The organism is Ensifer adhaerens (assembly GCF_013283195.1).
GTDB lineage: Bacteria > Pseudomonadota > Alphaproteobacteria > Rhizobiales > Rhizobiaceae > Ensifer > Ensifer adhaerens_G.
In genome coordinates, this window is record NZ_JABEKT010000001.1 from 1,223,508 (window position 1) to 1,240,211 (window position 16,704).

General features: G+C 62.9%; 14 protein-coding genes. 11 read left to right on the forward strand and 3 right to left on the reverse strand.

Going from position 1 to position 16,704, the window contains the following annotated elements:
• Positions 1 to 92 precede the first annotated feature (92 nt).
• From LPJGGPFB_RS05705 to glcF, 4 genes are all read left to right on the forward strand, one after another.
• Positions 93 to 1,532 carry an FAD-linked oxidase C-terminal domain-containing protein gene (locus LPJGGPFB_RS05705; protein ID WP_173419117.1) on the forward strand — a complete coding sequence of 480 codons (1,440 nt, stop codon included), beginning with the start codon at positions 93 to 95 and terminating at the stop codon, positions 1,530 to 1,532.
• Positions 1,529 to 2,740 (forward strand): glycolate oxidase subunit GlcE, encoded by a 1,212-nt coding sequence (gene glcE / locus LPJGGPFB_RS05710; protein ID WP_173419118.1) that lies wholly within the window; start codon positions 1,529 to 1,531, stop codon positions 2,738 to 2,740. The genes LPJGGPFB_RS05705 and glcE overlap by 4 nt, the downstream gene beginning before the upstream one ends.
• A gap of 33 nt (positions 2,741 to 2,773) precedes the next feature.
• Positions 2,774 to 3,154, forward strand: a complete 381-nt coding sequence (locus LPJGGPFB_RS05715; protein WP_173419119.1) for a DUF4870 family protein — start codon at positions 2,774 to 2,776, stop codon at positions 3,152 to 3,154.
• Positions 3,155 to 3,283: 129 nt separating this feature from the next.
• A complete protein-coding gene (gene glcF, locus LPJGGPFB_RS05720) occupies positions 3,284 to 4,579 on the forward strand; it encodes a glycolate oxidase subunit GlcF (RefSeq protein WP_173419120.1) in 1,296 nt (431 codons plus the stop codon).
• Positions 4,580 to 4,630: 51 nt separating this feature from the next.
• On the opposite strand, the gene LPJGGPFB_RS05725 is transcribed toward glcF, so the two are convergent.
• Positions 4,631 to 5,326, reverse strand: a complete 696-nt coding sequence (locus tag LPJGGPFB_RS05725) for a L,D-transpeptidase (protein WP_173419121.1) — start codon at positions 5,324 to 5,326, stop codon at positions 4,631 to 4,633.
• Between the two features lie 191 nt (positions 5,327 to 5,517).
• Positions 5,518 to 6,291: a L,D-transpeptidase gene (locus tag LPJGGPFB_RS05730; RefSeq protein ID WP_173419122.1), complete on the reverse strand. Its 774-nt coding sequence runs from the start codon at positions 6,289 to 6,291 to the stop codon at positions 5,518 to 5,520.
• A 249-nt stretch (positions 6,292 to 6,540) separates the two neighbouring features.
• Between LPJGGPFB_RS05730 and LPJGGPFB_RS05735 the strand changes: the two genes are divergently transcribed.
• The 4 genes from LPJGGPFB_RS05735 to hisG all read left to right on the forward strand — a co-directional run bounded on the left by LPJGGPFB_RS05735 (position 6,541) and on the right by hisG (position 10,686).
• Positions 6,541 to 7,185 carry a DNA-3-methyladenine glycosylase I gene (locus LPJGGPFB_RS05735; RefSeq protein WP_173420956.1) on the forward strand — a complete coding sequence of 215 codons (645 nt, stop codon included), beginning with the start codon at positions 6,541 to 6,543 and terminating at the stop codon, positions 7,183 to 7,185.
• 146 nt (positions 7,186 to 7,331) lie between these two features.
• Entirely contained in the window at positions 7,332 to 8,846 is a 1,515-nt protein-coding gene (gene hisS / locus LPJGGPFB_RS05740; protein ID WP_173419123.1) for a histidine--tRNA ligase, read from the forward strand.
• 5 nt (positions 8,847 to 8,851) lie between these two features.
• Complete coding sequence (locus LPJGGPFB_RS05745; RefSeq protein ID WP_173419124.1) at positions 8,852 to 9,994, forward strand: ATP phosphoribosyltransferase regulatory subunit; 1,143 nt, start codon at positions 8,852 to 8,854, stop codon at positions 9,992 to 9,994.
• On the forward strand, positions 9,991 to 10,686 hold the full coding sequence (hisG, locus tag LPJGGPFB_RS05750; protein ID WP_173419125.1) for an ATP phosphoribosyltransferase: 696 nt from the start codon (positions 9,991 to 9,993) through the stop codon (positions 10,684 to 10,686). The genes LPJGGPFB_RS05745 and hisG overlap by 4 nt, the downstream gene beginning before the upstream one ends.
• Positions 10,687 to 10,729: 43 nt before the next feature.
• Here the strand turns inward: hisG and LPJGGPFB_RS05755 are convergent, their stop codons facing one another.
• Complete coding sequence (locus tag LPJGGPFB_RS05755) at positions 10,730 to 11,482, reverse strand: phytochelatin synthase family protein (RefSeq protein WP_173419126.1); 753 nt, start codon at positions 11,480 to 11,482, stop codon at positions 10,730 to 10,732.
• 176 nt (positions 11,483 to 11,658) lie between these two features.
• Between LPJGGPFB_RS05755 and LPJGGPFB_RS05760 the strand changes: the two genes are divergently transcribed.
• The 3 genes from LPJGGPFB_RS05760 to LPJGGPFB_RS05770 all read left to right on the forward strand — a co-directional run bounded on the left by LPJGGPFB_RS05760 (position 11,659) and on the right by LPJGGPFB_RS05770 (position 16,701).
• A complete protein-coding gene (locus LPJGGPFB_RS05760) occupies positions 11,659 to 12,366 on the forward strand; it encodes a glutathione binding-like protein (protein WP_173420957.1) in 708 nt (235 codons plus the stop codon).
• Between the two features lie 94 nt (positions 12,367 to 12,460).
• Positions 12,461 to 13,684 carry an NAD(P)/FAD-dependent oxidoreductase gene (locus LPJGGPFB_RS05765; RefSeq protein ID WP_345790975.1) on the forward strand — a complete coding sequence of 408 codons (1,224 nt, stop codon included), beginning with the start codon at positions 12,461 to 12,463 and terminating at the stop codon, positions 13,682 to 13,684.
• A gap of 218 nt (positions 13,685 to 13,902) precedes the next feature.
• The gene (locus LPJGGPFB_RS05770; RefSeq protein ID WP_173419128.1) at positions 13,903 to 16,701 is read left to right on the forward strand and encodes a bifunctional diguanylate cyclase/phosphodiesterase; all 2,799 of its coding nucleotides are present in this window, start codon (positions 13,903 to 13,905) and stop codon (positions 16,699 to 16,701) included.
• The last annotated feature ends 3 nt before the right edge of the window (positions 16,702 to 16,704 follow it).

Below are 16,704 nucleotides of genomic sequence, written 5' to 3' on the forward strand. Positions count from 1 at the left end.
GTTTCCGAAATGGAAAAACTCAATAGCATTTGCGAGGGCGCAGTCCTAGTGGTAAAGAAAATGAACCAATTGACATCCGGGCGGAGGATTTGATGGCGGAAACGATCGGCTTTCTGCAGCCAAGACCTGCCGTCATTGCCCGGCGTCGCGAGATCGCCGCCGATCTGGCTGACCTGCTGCCGGCAGGCTGTCTCATCAGCGACGAGCGCGGGTTGAAGCCGTTCGAGACCGATGCCTTCATCGCCTATCGCCGCATGCCGCTTCTTGTCGCCTTGCCCGAGACGACCGAACAGGTCGCAGCAGTGCTCAAATATTGCAGCCGCTACAACATTCCCGTCGTGCCGCGCGGTGCGGGCACGTCGCTTTCCGGCGGCGCCATCCCGCAGGAAGACGCTGTCGTGATCGGGCTGTCGAAGATGTCGCGGATCCTCGACGTCGACTTCTTCAATCGCACCGCGACGGTCCAGGCGGGCGTCACCAATCTCAACATTTCCGAAGCCGTTTCCGCCGACGGCTTCTTCTACGCGCCCGATCCGAGTTCGCAGCTCGCCTGCACCATCGGCGGCAATATCGGCATGAATTCCGGCGGCGCCCATTGCCTGAAATACGGCGTCACCACCAACAATCTGCTCGGCGTGAAGCTGGTGCTGTTCGACGGCACGATCGTCGACCTCGGCGGCAAGGCGCTCGATGCGGCAGGCTATGATCTGCTCGGGCTCGTCTGCGGCTCGGAAGGCCAACTCGGCATCGTGACCGAAGCAACCGTGCGGCTGATCGCCAAGCCCGAAGGCGCCCGCCCGGTGCTGTTCGGATTTGCCTCGTCGGAAGCGGCCGGCGCCTGCGTCGCCGACGTCATCGGTTCGGGCATCGTTCCGGTCGCCATCGAGTTCATGGACAAGCCGGCGATCGAGATCTGCGAAGCCTTTGCCCATGCCGGCTATCCCCTCGATGTCGAGGCGCTGCTGATCGTCGAGGTGGAGGGCTCGGAAGCCGAGATGGATGCGATGCTTGTCAGCATCATAGAGGTTGCCCGTCGCCATGGCGTCACCACCATCAAGGAAAGCCAGTCGGCGCTCGAGGCGGCGCTGATCTGGAAGGGGCGCAAGTCGGCATTCGGCGCGACCGGACGCATCGCCGATTACATCTGCATGGACGGCACGGTGCCGCTCAGCCAGCTGTCCCACGTTCTGCGCCGCACCGGCGAGATTGTCGCCTCCTATGGCCTGCGCGTCGCCAATGTCTTTCATGCCGGCGACGGCAACATGCACCCGCTGATCCTCTACAACATCAACGACCCGGAGGATGCGGCGCACGCCGAAAGTGCGGGCAACGATATCCTGAAGCTCTGCGTTGACGCCGGCGGGTGCCTTACTGGCGAACATGGCGTCGGTATCGAGAAGCGCGATCTCATGCTGCATCAGTTCACCCAGACCGATCTCGACCAGCAGATGGCGGCGCGCGCCGCTTTCGATCCGCAATGGATCCTGAACCCATCCAAGGTCTTTCCGCTCGAAGGGCGCCCCGCCGCATGATCGTGCATTTCGAACCCGCGAGCGAAGAGGGGATCGCGACAGTCGTTCGGGCGATGGCCGCTGACAGGGCGTCGCTTGCCGTCATCGGCGGCGGTACGCGATCCGGCCTCGGCAATCCCGTGCGTGCCGATCGGGTGCTGTCCACCCGTCGCCTCTCCGGCATCGTCAGTTACAATCCGGCGGAGATGACCGTCAGCGCGCTTGCCGGCACACCACTCTCCGAGATTGAGGCGGCACTCGCCGAAAACCGGCAGATGCTGTCCTTCGAGCCGATGGACCATCGCCCGGTCTTTGCAACGACCGGCGAGCCGACGATCGGCGGGGTCTTTGCGGCCAATGTCTCCGGGCCGCGGCGGATTATCGCCGGCGCGGCCCGCGACAGCCTGCTCGGCGTGCGCTTCGTCAATGGCAGCGGCGATGCGATCAAGGCTGGCGGCCGGGTGATGAAGAACGTCACCGGCCTCGATCTGGTCAAGCTTCTGGCCGGCTCGCACGGCACGCTCGGCATTCTGACCGAGGTGACATTTCGCGTGCTGCCGAAGCCGCCGGCCTCAGAGACCGTCGTGGTCTCCGGCTTGAACGATGCGGAGGCTGCGGCCGTGATGGCGGAAGCCATGGCGCAGACGGTCGAGGTTTCGGGGGCTGCGCATCTGGCCGAAAGCGTGCGCGGCCGGTTCATCGGCGGTGGCCTGCCGGATGGCGCCGCGACCGTGCTTCGGCTCGAGGGTTTGCCGGCGTCTGTCTCGATCCGCGCCGAAAAACTGGCAAAGGCGCTCGAAAGGTTTGGCGCGGTCACGCGGCTCGACGGGGAACGGACGGCGGTGCTCTGGTCGGAGATCCGTGATGTGAAACCCTATGCCGACGGTACGGACCGACCCCTCTGGCGCGTCTCGGTGGCGCCCTCGGCAGGCCATCAGCTGGTGGCCGCCTTGCGGCTGCAAACCGGGGTCGATGCCTTCTACGACTGGCAGGGCGGACTTGTGTGGTTGCGCATGGAAGCCGATCCCGAGGCGGCGCTGGTGCGCCGCTACATCAAGGCACTCGGCGGCGGCCATGCGACCCTCGTTCGCGCGAACGACGGTTTCCGCGCGGCCATCCCATCGTTCGAGCCGCAGCCGGCGCCCGTCGCGCTCTTGAGCGAACGCGTGCGAGAGAAATTCGACCCGCAGCGGATCTTCAATCCCGGCCGGATGCAGGCCGTCTCCTGAAAAACCGACACTTGAGCAGACAGGGAGGTATCGATGAGTGACAATGGTCCGCAGGCTCCGCTTCCCAGAGAGACCGACCGCTGGCTGGAGCCCGGAAAGATCAACGTCCAGGTCATCTATGTGCTCTACCTCGTCGCTTTTGCCGTCGGGATCACGGCCATCATCGGTGTGGTTATCGCCTATCTCAATCGCGGCAAGGGGGCGCCCTGGGTCCAGACGCATTATACCTGGGCGATCCGGACGTTCTGGATCGCAGTGCTGTTCAGCGTCATCTCGGCTCTGTTGATGGTCTTGCTGATCGGGTTCCTGGGGTTTATCGCCACCGCCGTGTGGATCGTCGTGCGCTGTGTTGTCGGGCTGCAACGCGCCGCCCGCGAAGAGCCGATCAGCAATCCCGAAAGCTGGATGGTCTAATCGCGCGCCGCGCGGAACCAGTGCCGCCTTGCGAGAACGGCACGCGAATACAAGAGCTTGAAGCCGCAAACGATCTCCGGGGGATCGCGATGCGCATCAGGGGCAGGGCCCCGACATTGGAGTAAGCGTTTGCAGACCAATTTTACGCCCGCGCAGCTTGCCGATCCGCATGTGGCCGAATCCGAGGCCATCCTGCGCAAGTGCGTACATTGCGGTTTTTGCACCGCCACCTGTCCCACCTATGTGACGCTCGGCGACGAGCTCGACAGCCCGCGCGGTCGCATCTACCTCATCAAGGACATGCTGGAAAACGGCCGGGCCGCCGACACCGAGACCGTGACCCATATCGATCGCTGTCTGTCCTGTCTCGCCTGCACGACAACGTGCCCGTCGGGTGTCGACTACATGCATCTGGTCGATCACGCCCGCGTTCACATTGAAAAGACCTACAAGCGGCCGTTGAAGGACAGGCTGGCCCGCGCGGTTCTGGCGCAGGTTCTGCCTTACCCCTCGCGCTTTCGCTTCGCATTGAAGGCGGCGGCTCTTGGAAGGCCCTTTGCCAGTGTCCTGAAACGAGTGGCGGCGCTCAAGACCTTTGGCGTGATGCTCGATCTGGCGCCGAAGGCGGTGCCGGAGCCTTCGATAACTGCGGTACCGGGCACGCATGCCGCCAGCGGCAAGCGCGTCGGCCGCGTCGCGCTTTTGAACGGTTGCGCCCAGCCGGTGTTGAAGCCGGAGATCAACGAGGCAACCATCCGTCTCCTCACCCGTCTCGGCATCGAGGTGGTCGTCTCTCCCGGGGAGGGCTGTTGCGGTGCGCTGGTGCATCACATGGGGCGGGAAGGCCAGGCGCTCGCTGCCGCCCGGCGCAATGTCGATGCCTGGCTGAGTGTGGCGGAGGAGGGTGGTCTCGATGCGATCATCATCACCGCCTCCGGCTGCGGCACGACGATCAAGGACTACTGCCACATGCTGCGCCTCGACCCCGCCTATGCGGAAAAGGCGGCACGGGTCTCGGCCATGGCGAAGGACATCACCGAATATCTGGCGACGCTCGACCTGCCGGCGCAAGACCCGCGCGGCATGACGGTCACCTATCATTCCGCCTGTTCGATGCAGCACGGCCAGAAGATCACCATGGCACCGAAGCAACTGTTGAAGCAGGCGGGATTCGTCGTGCGCGATCCGGCCGAAGGCCATCTCTGTTGCGGCTCGGCCGGCACCTACAACATCCTGCAGCCGGAGATCTCTGAAAAGCTGAAAGCCCGCAAGGTGAAAAACCTTGCGGCGACCAAGCCCGATGTGATCGCCACCGGCAACATCGGCTGCATCACTCAGATCGCCACCGGTACGTCCATCCCCATCGTCCACACGGTGGAACTGCTCGACTGGGCCTATGGCGGCGCCAAGCCAGCCGGATTGTAAAACGAAAAATGCCGGCGCCATGCGCCGGCATTCGTGTCTCAGGCAAGCGGATCAGCCGCCGAAGATCTGGCGAAAGATGTCGACGCCGCGGTCGTTGAAGTAGGTATCGCCGGTCTTGCTGCCAGGCCCGATAACGATGACCTTGGTGCCGACGTCGGCGCGCTCATAGAGGTGCTCGACGTCGTCGTTCATCATGCGGATGCAGCCGGAAGACATGTTCTGGCCGATCGTCCACGGCTGGTTGGTGCCATGGATGCGGAAGATCGTGTCGCGGCCGCCCTTGTAGAGATACATGGCGCGCGCGCCGAGCGGGTTGTCGATGCCGCCCTCCTGGGTGACCGGCAGGATGCGGCCCTTGGCCGCTTCGCGTACACGCATTTCCTTTGGCGGCGTCCAGGTCGGCCATTCCGCCTTGCGACCCACTTTCACCACGCCCGACCAGCCGAAGCCTTCCCGGCCGACGCCGATGCCGTAGCGGGTCGCGCGGTTCGGCCCGTCGATGTAGTAGAGAAACTTGTTGTTGGTATCGACAATGATCGTGCCCGGAGCTTCGTCGGTGCTGAAGCGAACCTTTGTGCGCCAGAACTGTTTCGGCGGCTTTTTCTGTGCCGCGACAAGAACGACATCGCTGCTCTTGGGAGTGCTTGAGGATGTCGGCGCTGGCGTGAAAGCCTGGGCATTGGCGGCGGCAAGAATAGTGCTGGTCGCGATGACGATCGCGACCAAATTGCTGGCATGACGTTTCATATATGATTCCCTCTGAGCCCTCGTTACATCAAGGCTATGCAAAACGACCCGAAGTGCAAGTCCGGGACACAACCGATAGATCAAACGTGATCACGGATTTTGTATCTTGGGCCTCGCCTGTTGCCTGAAGATCACGAACAGACAACAGCAAGACGTGCGGAGCGGGGGGAATATTCTATGGTCGGTGTCAATTATATGACGATAACCTTCGTGCCGACATTCACCCGTTCATAGAGATCGACCACATCCTCGTTGCGCATGCGGATGCAGCCTGACGAAACGGCGTAACCGATCGTCCAGGGCGCATTGGTGCCGTGGATGCGGTAGAGCGTCGAGCCGAGATACATGGCGCGGGCGCCAAGCGGATTTTCCGGGCCGCCGTCCATGCGTGCCGGCAGGTAGTGACCTTTGGCCGCTTCGCGCGAAATCATTTCCTTCGGCGGCGTCCAGCTCGGCCATTCCGCCTTGCGGGTAACCTTGTGGGCGCCGGCCCATTCGAAGCCCGGCTTGCCGACGCCGACACCGTAACGGCGCGCCTGGCCGTTGCCGGTGACGAGATAGAGGAAGCGATTGTTGGTATCGATGACGATCGTGCCGGCTTTTTCCTTGCCGTCATAGGCGACGGTCTGAGGCAGGTATTGCGGATCGAATTTCGACTTCACCGGGCGCTGGGCAGCGCGGGTGGCGTTGACCGGCTGGACCAGCGGCGCGCCGATGCGGCGCTTTGCCTGCGGCTGCACCGTCTGGCCCTGATAAAACTGTTTTCGGGTGGTTGCCGGAATCTGCTGGCGGTAGAGGACCCGGCGCGCCTGCTGTGGCTGGCCGCCGAGCTGCATGACCCACGGAGCGGTCAGGTCGGGGCTGACGATCACCGGCGGCCGGTTTTGGTACCGGTCCTGGGCTTCCACCTGGCCCGCGACGAGGATGAGCATGGATGCGGCTACAAGAAGGGATTTTTTCAACATCGGACGGACTCGCTACCTTTCGCCGAAACGTATCAAAATGGCGCGGCCAGCCGGAGAACGGGTCTCCTGGACGGTCGGCATGCGCCTTGGCAATGCGGCGATCGTGTCATCGCGGCGCCACGGAATGGTAAACGGCAGCCTGTCAAAGGGGCGAAGCGCCGATAAAGCTTTGGGTAGGGTTATCCGTCGCTTTAGGAATCTGGTTTGTGAATGGTAAATGGGCAGGAACAGGATGAAACGGGGCGGATGATGACGACCAAGGGCATAATGATCGGCGAAGACGGCCTTGGGCGCTGCGCCTGGCAGAGCAATCTCGACGACTACAGGCGTTATCACGACGAGGAGTGGGGACGGCCGGTGACGGACGACCGACGCCTGTTCGAGAAGATCTGCCTCGAAGGCTTTCAATCCGGCCTCTCCTGGCTGACGATCCTCAGGAAGCGCGAGGCGTTTCGCGCCGCCTTCGCCGGCTTCGACTTCGATGAGGTCGCGACCTTCGGCGACGCCGACATCGAGCGCTGCCTTGGCGATACCGGCATCGTGCGCCATCGCGGCAAGATCGTTTCGACCATCAACAACGCCCGGCGCGCCCAGGCGCTCAAAGCCGAATTCGGCTCGCTTGCCGCCTATTTCTGGTCGCACGAACCGGGTGTCGACGAGCGGCCCGCATTTGTCAGCTACGAGGTGATCGCCGCCAACCCGACGACACCGACCTCGACGCGCATCTCCAAGGATCTGAAGAAGCGCGGCTGGACCTTTGTCGGCCCGACGACGATCTATGCCTTCATGCAGGCCATGGGCCTCGTCAACGATCACATCGAAGGCTGCCATTGCCGTGGCGTGGTCGAGGGCCTGAGGCAGGGCCTCTCGCGGCCGGTGCCGCAACTGGCTTGAGTATTCTTGGTCGCGGCTCGCAAAGATACGCGAGCAGGGTCGAAGGCGCAGGCAAGAAGGCGCTTTGCGCCGCGCTAACCCTTGCCGCCCATGCCTCGATCCGGTAGGGAAAGCTCCAAACCCGCTGACAGCCCGGAATGCTCCCCATGACCGAGAAACAAAAGAAACCGCAGAAGCTCAAGGCGCGCCTGCCGCGCGGCTTCGTCGATCGTTCGGCCAACGATATTCGCGCCACCGACAAGATGATCGTCAAGATCCGCGAAGTCTACGAGCGGTACGGTTTCGATCCGGTCGAAACGCCGCTGTTCGAATACACCGACGCGCTCGGCAAGTTCCTGCCCGACAGCGACCGCCCGAACGAGGGCGTGTTCTCGCTGACCGATGACGACGACCAGTGGATGTCGCTGCGCTACGACCTGACGGCGCCGCTTGCGCGTCACGTTGCCGAGAACTTCAACGAGATCCAGCTGCCCTTCCGCACCTATCGTGCCGGCTATGTTTTCCGCAACGAAAAGCCAGGCCCGGGCCGGTTCCGTCAGTTCATGCAGTTCGATGCCGACACGGTCGGTGCCGCCGGCGTCCAGGCGGACGCCGAAATGTGCATGATGATGGCCGATACCATGGAAGCGCTCGGCATCAAGCGCGGCGACTACGTGATCCGCGTCAACAACCGCAAGGTTCTCGACGGCGTCATGGAGGCGATCGGGCTTGGCGGCGACGACAAGGCTAATGATCGCCTGACGGTGCTGCGCGCCATCGACAAGCTCGACAAGTTCGGCCCCGAAGGTGTGCGCCTGCTGCTCGGCGAGGGCCGCAAGGACGAAAGCGGCGACTTCACCAAGGGTGCAGGACTGAGCAGCGAGCAGATCGACAAGGTCCTGTTCTTTGTCGGCATCCAGAACTATGCCGAAAGCGCCGACGACCTCGCAGCACTCGTGTCAGGCACCGCCAAGGGCGGCGAGGGTGTCCAGGAACTCAACACCATCCGCAGCCTGGTTGTCAGCGCCGGCTATGAGGCCGACCGCATCAAGATTGACCCTTCGGTCGTTCGCGGCCTCGAATATTACACCGGCCCGGTTTTCGAGGCCGAGCTGCAGTTTGCCGTCACCAACGAGAAGGGCGAAAAGGTCGTCTTCGGTTCGGTCGGCGGCGGCGGTCGTTACGACGGTCTCGTCTCGCGCTTCATGGGCCAGCCGGTTCCGGCCACAGGGTTCTCGATCGGCGTCTCGCGCCTGATGACCGCGCTCAAGAACCTCGGCAAGCTTGGCGCGTCGGAAGTCGTGGCACCTGTCGTCGTCTGCGTCATGGACCGTGACATCGACAGCATGGGCCACTACCAGCGCTTCGTGCAGCAGCTTCGCCATGCCGGCATTCGCGCCGAGATGTACCAGGGCAACAAGAAGAATTTCGGTGACCAGCTGAAATATGCCGACCGTCGCGGTGCGCCGCTGGCGATCATCCAGGGTGGCGACGAGCGCGCTGCCGGTCTGGTGCAGATCAAGGACCTGATCGAGGGCAAGCGCCTGTCGGGCGAGATCGAGGACAATGCGGCCTGGCGCGAGGCGCGGGTCGCGCAGGTCTCGGTGCCGACGGGCGATCTTGTCGAAAAGGTGCGTGAAATGCTCGCGGCACAGGCCGAGGACCGGGCAAGGGCTGGCTGACGGCGATGCCTCTGATCAACCTTCCCGCCTTCTCCGCTGACCTGCTTGCCGATTTCGAAAGCCTCGGCACGCTTCGGGTCGACACGCCGGTGATCCAGCCGGCCGAGCCGTTTCTCGCCATGGCCGGCGAGGATCTTCGCCGCCGCATCTTCATGACCGAGAGCGAGACCGGCGAGAGCCTCTGCCTGCGGCCGGAATTCACCATTCCCGTCTGCCTTCGCCACATCGAAACGGCGACGGGCACGCCCAAGCGCTATGCCTATCTTGGCGAAGTGTTCCGCCAGCGCCGCGAAGGCGGCAATGAATTCTATCAGGCCGGCATCGAGGATCTCGGCGATACCGATATCGCCGCTTCCGACGCGCGTGCGGTCGGCAATGCCATGCGGGTGGTTGCCAATCGGCTTCCCGGCCGCAGCCTGACGGTAACGCTCGGCGACCAGGCGGTGTTCGAAGCGGTCGTTGGTGCCTGCGGCCTTCCCGGCGGTTGGCAGAAGCGGTTGATTCACGCCTTCGGCGATCAGAAACATCTGCAAAAGCTGCTGGCCGAGCTTGCCGATCCTAAAGCCGCTGGCGTCTTCGGGCCCGAAGTCGAGCGACTGGCGATCAATGGCATGCTCGATGACGAGGCGCGGCTTGTCGCTCATATCGGCGAAACCATGGAGGCAACTGGCTATTCGACCAATGCCAGCCGCTCTCCGCAGGACATTGCCCGCCGGCTCAAGGAAAAGATGGAGCTGGCCAATACAAGGCTCGATCCGGAAACGCTGGACCTCGTGCGTGAATTCCTGGCGCTCGACATGCCGCTCGCAGAAGCGCCGGCCGCCCTTTTCCGCTTTGCCGAGAAGACCGGCCTGACGCTCGACGGCGCACTCTCGCGTTTCGACGCCCGGGTGGCAGCGCTTGCCGCTGTCGGTGCCGACGTCTCCGTCATTCGCTACCGCGCCGCCTTTGGCCGCCCGCTCGATTATTACACTGGTCTCGTCTTCGAAGTCGAAGTCGAGGGCACGCCGGCCGTGCTTGCCGGTGGCGGGCGCTTCGACCGGCTTCTGACCCTGTTGGGCGCGCAGGAGCATATCCCCGCCGTCGGCTTCTCGCTCTGGCTCGACCGGATCGAAGCGGCAATCGCTGCCAGCGGAGGTGCCGCATGACCATCACCATCGCTCTACCGTCCAAGGGGCGGATGAAGGACGACGCCTCGGCGATCTTCGAGCGCGCCGGCATGAAGATCGTCGCCGTTGGCAACGACCGCTCCTATCGCGGTCGCGTCGAAGGCTGGGATGATGTCGAGATCGCCTTCCTGTCCGCCTCCGAGATCTCGCGCGAACTCGGCAACGGCTCGATCGATTTCGGCGTTACGGGAGAGGACCTTGTGCGTGAGGGCCTTGCCAATGCCGACGCCCGCGTCGAATTCTGCGCCCGCCTCGGCTTCGGCCATGCCGACGTCGTCGTCGCCGTTCCGGAGATCTGGTACGACGTCGACACCATGGCCGATCTCGGCGACGTCGCCGCCGACTTCCGCGCCCGCCATGGCCGGCGCCTGGCGATCGCCACCAAATACTGGCGGCTGACGCAAAACCATTTCTCCGGCAGTCACGGCATCCAGCTCTACCGGATCGTCGAAAGCCTCGGCGCGACCGAGGGCGCGCCGGCGTCCGGCTCGGCCGATATCATCGTCGACATCACCTCGACCGGCTCGACCCTCGTTGCCAACCACCTGAAGATCCTGACCGACGGCGTCATCCTCCGGTCGGAAGCCTGCCTGGTGCGTGCCCGCAAGCCGGCGCATGATAGTGACCCGGTCGTCGGCCGCATTCTTTCGGCCGTGCGCGACGCGCTTTGAACTCTGAAACGCGCCGCGCCGGTATGCTTCCGGGCGGCAGCTATCAGCCTTTGGAGACGTGCACCCAGCCGCCGGTCTCGCCGGCGAGCACGCCCTGGTCGGCGGGCGCCGGGCGCTGCATGGCCTTGAACAGGGTTTCGGTCGCCGTCCAGTAGGGCACGTACCACTCGCGATCGATGTCCATCACCAGCACGCGGTCGTGCGTCGCATCGTAGGCGCCAATCGGCGAGACATGCGGGCCATCCCAGTCGCCGGTGACCACACCCTGGTTGAAGTAGACGACGATCATGTCGTTTGCCGACTTTTCGTTTTCGGCAAGCGCCTTGCGGAAGGCGTCGAGTGTGGCGTTCGCATCGGGACCGACATGGTTGGCGGAAACGGTCGCCTTGATGTCGAATGCCCTGAGGCTTGCATCCGTCTGCGCGACAAGCTCTGAGAAAAGAACGCCGTCACCGTCCTCCTTCGTCTGCTCACGCCATTTGCGGCTGTCGACGGCTTCCAGCAATCCCTCCTGAGTGACCAGATTGTCTTGCGACCCGCCGGGCAGGCCGCGCAACGCGTTCGTCAGCATCGCAAGCGAGGCGAGTGAACAGGCACTCGATGTCTGCTGCGGCACGTAGAAGGATGCCATCGCCCAATAGTCGGGGGCCGCCGACATCCGCAGATGGCCGTTGTCGACGGTAACCGGCACGGCCATGGGGCCGAACTTCGGCTTTTTCGTCTCCTCGGCGTGAAGCGGTTGGGCAAGCGCCATCAGGCTGATAAGGGCAAGCCACCGGGTGGACTTTTCTAGCATGTTTTCCTCGTTGATCGCCGCCCGCGAGCGCGGGCCGTATCGTCCTCGTCCGGACGAGGCGATTAACGCAGCGCAGTAAATTTTGCCTCACCGGCTGACAAATGCGCATGAATGACCTTATCTACGCGGCGCAAGCGGCGGGCGCCGCCTGCGCCGTTCGTTTCGAGGAGCATTTGATGGCCGATCTTTCCGCCTTTCCGATCACCAAGCGTTGGCCCGCGAAGAACCCTGGTATCGTCCAGCTTTATTCCTTGCCGACGCCGAACGGCGTGAAAATCTCGATTGCGCTTGAAGAACTGGGATTGCCCTATGAGCCGCATCGGATTTCCTTCGACACCAACGACCAGAAATCGGCCGAATTCCTGTCGCTCAATCCGAACGGACGCATTCCGGCGATCATCGACCCGAACGGCCCTGGCGGTAAGCCGATCGGCCTCTTCGAGTCCGGAGCCATCCTTCTCTATCTTGCGGAAAAGACAGGGAAACTTCTGCCTTCGGATGCGGCCGCTCGCTATGAGACGATCTGCTGGGTGATGTTCCAGATGGGCGGCGTCGGCCCGATGCTCGGGCAGTTCGGCCACTTCTTCAAATTCGCTGCCGACAAGGTCGCCAACAATTCTTATCCGGTCGAGCGCTACCGCGATGAATCGAAGCGGCTGCTGAGCGTTCTAGAGGGCAGGCTTCAGGGACGGCAATGGCTGATGGGTGAGGAGTATACCATCGCCGATATCGCCACCTATCCCTGGGTGGAGGGCGCGCGCCGGTTTTATGGTGGCGCCGACGAACTCGATTACAGGAGTTTCCCCAACGTGATGGCCTGGGTCGAGCGTGGTCTGGCGCGTCCTGCGGCGCAAAAGGGCATGGAAATCCCCGCCAAGGGTTGAGCGATCGGTGGGCATGGCCGTTCGTACGAGTTGACGAGGCTCGGGCGGAAAGGCTACGCCTTGTTGTACGGACGGATAAATGACGGGTGAGAGCGTGACCAGAAGGCTTGTTGTAATCGGTGGTGGTCAGGCCGCCTTTGCGTTGGTCGCCAAACTGCGGGCTTTGAAGGACGAAAGGCCGATCACCATCGTCGCGTCCGAGGCTAGTCTGCCCTATCAGCGTCCACCGTTGTCCAAGAAATTCCTGCTTCGCGAGATGAGCCTCGACCGGCTGCTCTATCGGCCTGAGGCCTGGTACGGCGAGCACAATGTCGACGTCAGGCTATCGACCACTGTAACGGAACTCGACCGCGTCGCCCGCCGCGTGACACTGAGCGACGGAACGTCGCTTGACTACGAGACGCTGGCATTTGCAACCGGCGCCACCCCACGCCGTTTGCCGGCCTCGGTCGGCGGCGACCTGGACGGTGTTTTCACAGTCCGCGATTTCAGGGATGCCGATCTCCTGGCCGAAGAGATGAAGCCCGGCAAGCGGGCGCTCGTCGTCGGCGGCGGCTATATTGGCCTCGAGGCTGCCGCGGTCGCGCGTACGCTCGGGCTCGAGGTGACGGTCATCGAGATGGCCGACCGCATCCTGCAACGCGTTGCGTCCGCCGCGACGTCGGGCATCGTGCGCGAAATTCATCGGTCGCGCGGTGTCGACATCCGCGAGGCAACGGGCCTGAACCGGCTGATCGGCGAAAATGGCCGCGTGACCAGCGTCGAATTGTCCGATGGCTCGGTGCTGCCGGTCGATCTCGTCATCGTCGGCATCGGCGTCACCGCTAACGATCACCTTGCGCATGGCGCCGGCCTCGAAACCGCTGGCGGCATCGTTGTCGACAGCCATGGGCGGACCGCCGACCCGGCGATTTTCGCAATGGGCGATTGCGCCGTCCAGCCCTGGGACACCATGCGTATCCGCCTGGAATCGGTGCAGAATGCCGTGGATCAGGCCGAGGCTGTTGCCGCCGTGATTGCCGGCGGGACGGAGCCCTATGCGCCAAAACCCTGGTTCTGGTCGGACCAGTATGACGTGAAACTGCAGATTGCCGGTTTTGGCCTCGGTCACGACGAAACCATCGTTCGCCCCGGCCAGCGCGAAGGCAGTGTTTCCGTCTGGTATTTCCGCGAGGGAAAGCTCATCGCCGTCGACGCCATCAACGATGCCAAGGCCTATGTCACCGGCAAGAAGCTGCTGGAAACGGGGATCCATCCGGACAGGGCCGTCATTGCCGATCCGCAGTCGGATCTGAAGGCGCTTTTGGCACAGGCCTAGCCGCACGACCGTCACGGTCTCATTGAGCCGGTTTGAGATGCTCAACTACAAGGCGGTGGCGTTTCAACCTTCGTTAAGGACGAAAGCATCGTCCCGTTTCCAAACGGTGGTTGCGTGCTGACTTTCACCATTCCTTAAATGGCAGGACGCCAACAGAAGCGATGAACCGGAAGTGGGAATGCACTTTCGGACCAGAAGTTTCATTTAGGCGTTTGGCGATGTTCAAGGTTCTCACATGCCTCGTGGTCGAGCATGATCTCAAGCTGGTCGTGCTCGCCGCCCTCATCTGCTTCCTCTCAAGCTACGGTGCCGTGACCTTGCTGCAGCGAGGGCGTGCATCTGCAGGCAGGGCGAGGGCGATCTGGGCGGTGGCTGCCGGCATAGCCAGCGGCTTCGGCATCTGGGCAACCCACTTCATCGCCATGCTTGCCTATGATCCGGGCGTCGTGCTCGGCTATCAGATCGATCTGACGGCCCTGTCGCTGGCCGTCGCGGTCGTTCTGACGACGATGGCGCTTCTGATCGCCACCTATGCGCAGGGGGCTGTCTCCTGGATCGTCGGCGGCATCGTTCTCGGCTTCGGTGTGGCCTGCATGCATTTCCTCGGCATGGCAGCACTCGATGTTCCCGGTCGCATCCGCTGGGACTGGACGCTGGTTGTTGCCTCGATCGTGGCCGGTTCGCTGTTCGATATCGGCGCACTGCGGACCATCGCGTTCGTCGGTCGACCGCTGAAGGCCAAGGTTCTGGCGACGCTGTTCATGACGCTCGGCATCGTCGCCTTGCACTTTACCGCGATGGGCGCCGTGACGATCGAGGCCGATTTTCTGCTGGCGCCACCGCAAGGCATGATACAGCCGCATTTTCTGGCCTTCGTCATCGCCGGAACCGCCTTCTTCTTACTGACGACGGTTTTGCTTGCCGCCGGCTTCGCACACCATGCCGAGCTTTCGGCCGCCGCTTCCGAACGCGAATTCGCCCGTTTCGTGCGCAGCGTCAAGGATTACGCCATCTACATGCTCGACGTGAAAGGCAACGTTGCGAGCTGGAATGCCGGAGCCGAAGCCAACAAGGGCTATACTGCCGACGAAATCATCGGCCTGAATTTCGCATGTTTCTATTCGCCTGAAGACCAGCGGGTAGGGCTGCCGCAGCGGGCACTCGACGAAGCCTGCGCCAACGGCAAGTTCGAGTGCGAAGGCTGGCGCTACCGCAAGGACGGCACCCGGTTCTGGGCGCATGTGGTGCTCGACCCGTTCCTGCACGACGATGGGACCCATGCGGGTTTCATCAAGATCGTCAAGGACATCACCAAGCAAAGGGCCGATGCGGATCACATCGCCGAAGTGAGCAAGAACCTCGACATCGCGCTCGAGAACATGTCGCAGGGCATCTGCCTCTTCGACAGCGGCGACCGTCTGTTGCTGTCCAATCGGCGCTGCCGCGAGATCTTCGGCTTCACTGAAACGCTCGCCGGAAAGGGACTGACGTTCCATCAGATTCTGGATGAGGTCTTTGCCCGGACATACTCCGATCCGGCAATCGCGCGGGCCAAGTCCGACGAACTCTATCAGAAGCATCGCGTCGATATGGTCGGCAAGGGCGGTGGCGACATCGTCGAAAAGCTGCCCAATGGACGCTCGATCCTGACCAAGCACCGCACCCTTGCCGATGGCGGCTGGGTCAGCACCTACGAGGACATCACCGAGCGCCTCGACAGCGAGGAACAGATTTCGTTCCTTGCCCGCCACGACAGCCTGACTGGCCTTCCGAACCGCTTGCAGTTCAGCAGCTACCTCGAAGAAGAACTCGGCGCGGCTGCCTGGTTCTCACGCAAGGTTGCCGTCATCGGCCTCGACCTCAACAAGTTCAAGGAAGTGAACGACCTGCACGGCCATGCCGCCGGCGACTTTGTGCTTGTCACGATCGCACAGCGAATGAAGTCGCTGCTCCAGGAGGGCGAATTCGTGGCGCGCTTCGGCGGCGACGAGTTTGCTGCCGTCAAGCGCTTCGAGGAGCTGTCGGAGCTCAACGACTTCGTCCGTCGCATCGAAAAGAGCCTGCATGAGGAAATGCGCTTCGGCGATTTCGAGTTGAAGTCCGGTGGTAGCATGGGTGTCGCCATCTATCCGCAGGACGCCGAGACGGCGGAAACGCTGATCAACAATGCCGACCTTGCGATGTACCGCGCCAAGGCGGCGCTCAACCAGACCGTCTGCTTCTACGAGGTGTCGATGGATGAGGCGGCGCGCCAAAGGCGCAGCCTTGCCAACGATCTGTGGGATGCGATCGAGAAGAGGCAGCTGGCACTGCATTATCAGGTGCAGAAGTCGGTGATGTCAGGCGACGTCATCGGTTATGAAGTGCTGTTGCGCTGGAACCATCCGGAGCGCGGCATGGTGCCACCGAACGAGTTCATTCCGCTTGCCGAAGAGTGCGGCGCGATCCTGCCGATCGGCGAGTGGGTTCTGCGTGAGGCCTGCCGAGAAGCGGCAGGATGGCAAAGTGCCCACAAGATCGCCGTCAATCTCTCACCGGTCCAGCTCGCCAACGGCGACATTGTCAGCCTGGTGGAAGCGGTTCTTTCCGAGACCGGCCTCGACCCGAAGCGGCTCGAACTCGAGATCACCGAATCGACGATCATCGACGACAAGGAGCGTGCGCTGCTCACCCTGCGCCAGATCAAGGAACTGGGCGTCACGATCGCGATCGACGACTTCGGCACAGGCTATTCGTCGCTCGAGACGCTGAGGGCCTTCCCGTTTGACAAGATCAAGCTCGACAAGAGCTTCATGTGGGAAGTCGAGGCAAGCCCGCAGGCAAAGGCAATTGTCCGTGCCATCCTCGCGCTCGGACAGAGCCTCTCCGTTCCTGTTCTGGCCGAAGGCGTCGAGACACAGACGCAGCTCGACATCCTGCAGGCGGAAGGCTGTGACGAAGCGCAAGGCTACCTGCTCGGCCGGCCGGCGCCGATCTCAAGCCTCGTTTCCGGCAAGTCCAAGGTCGCGGCGGCCTGAGGG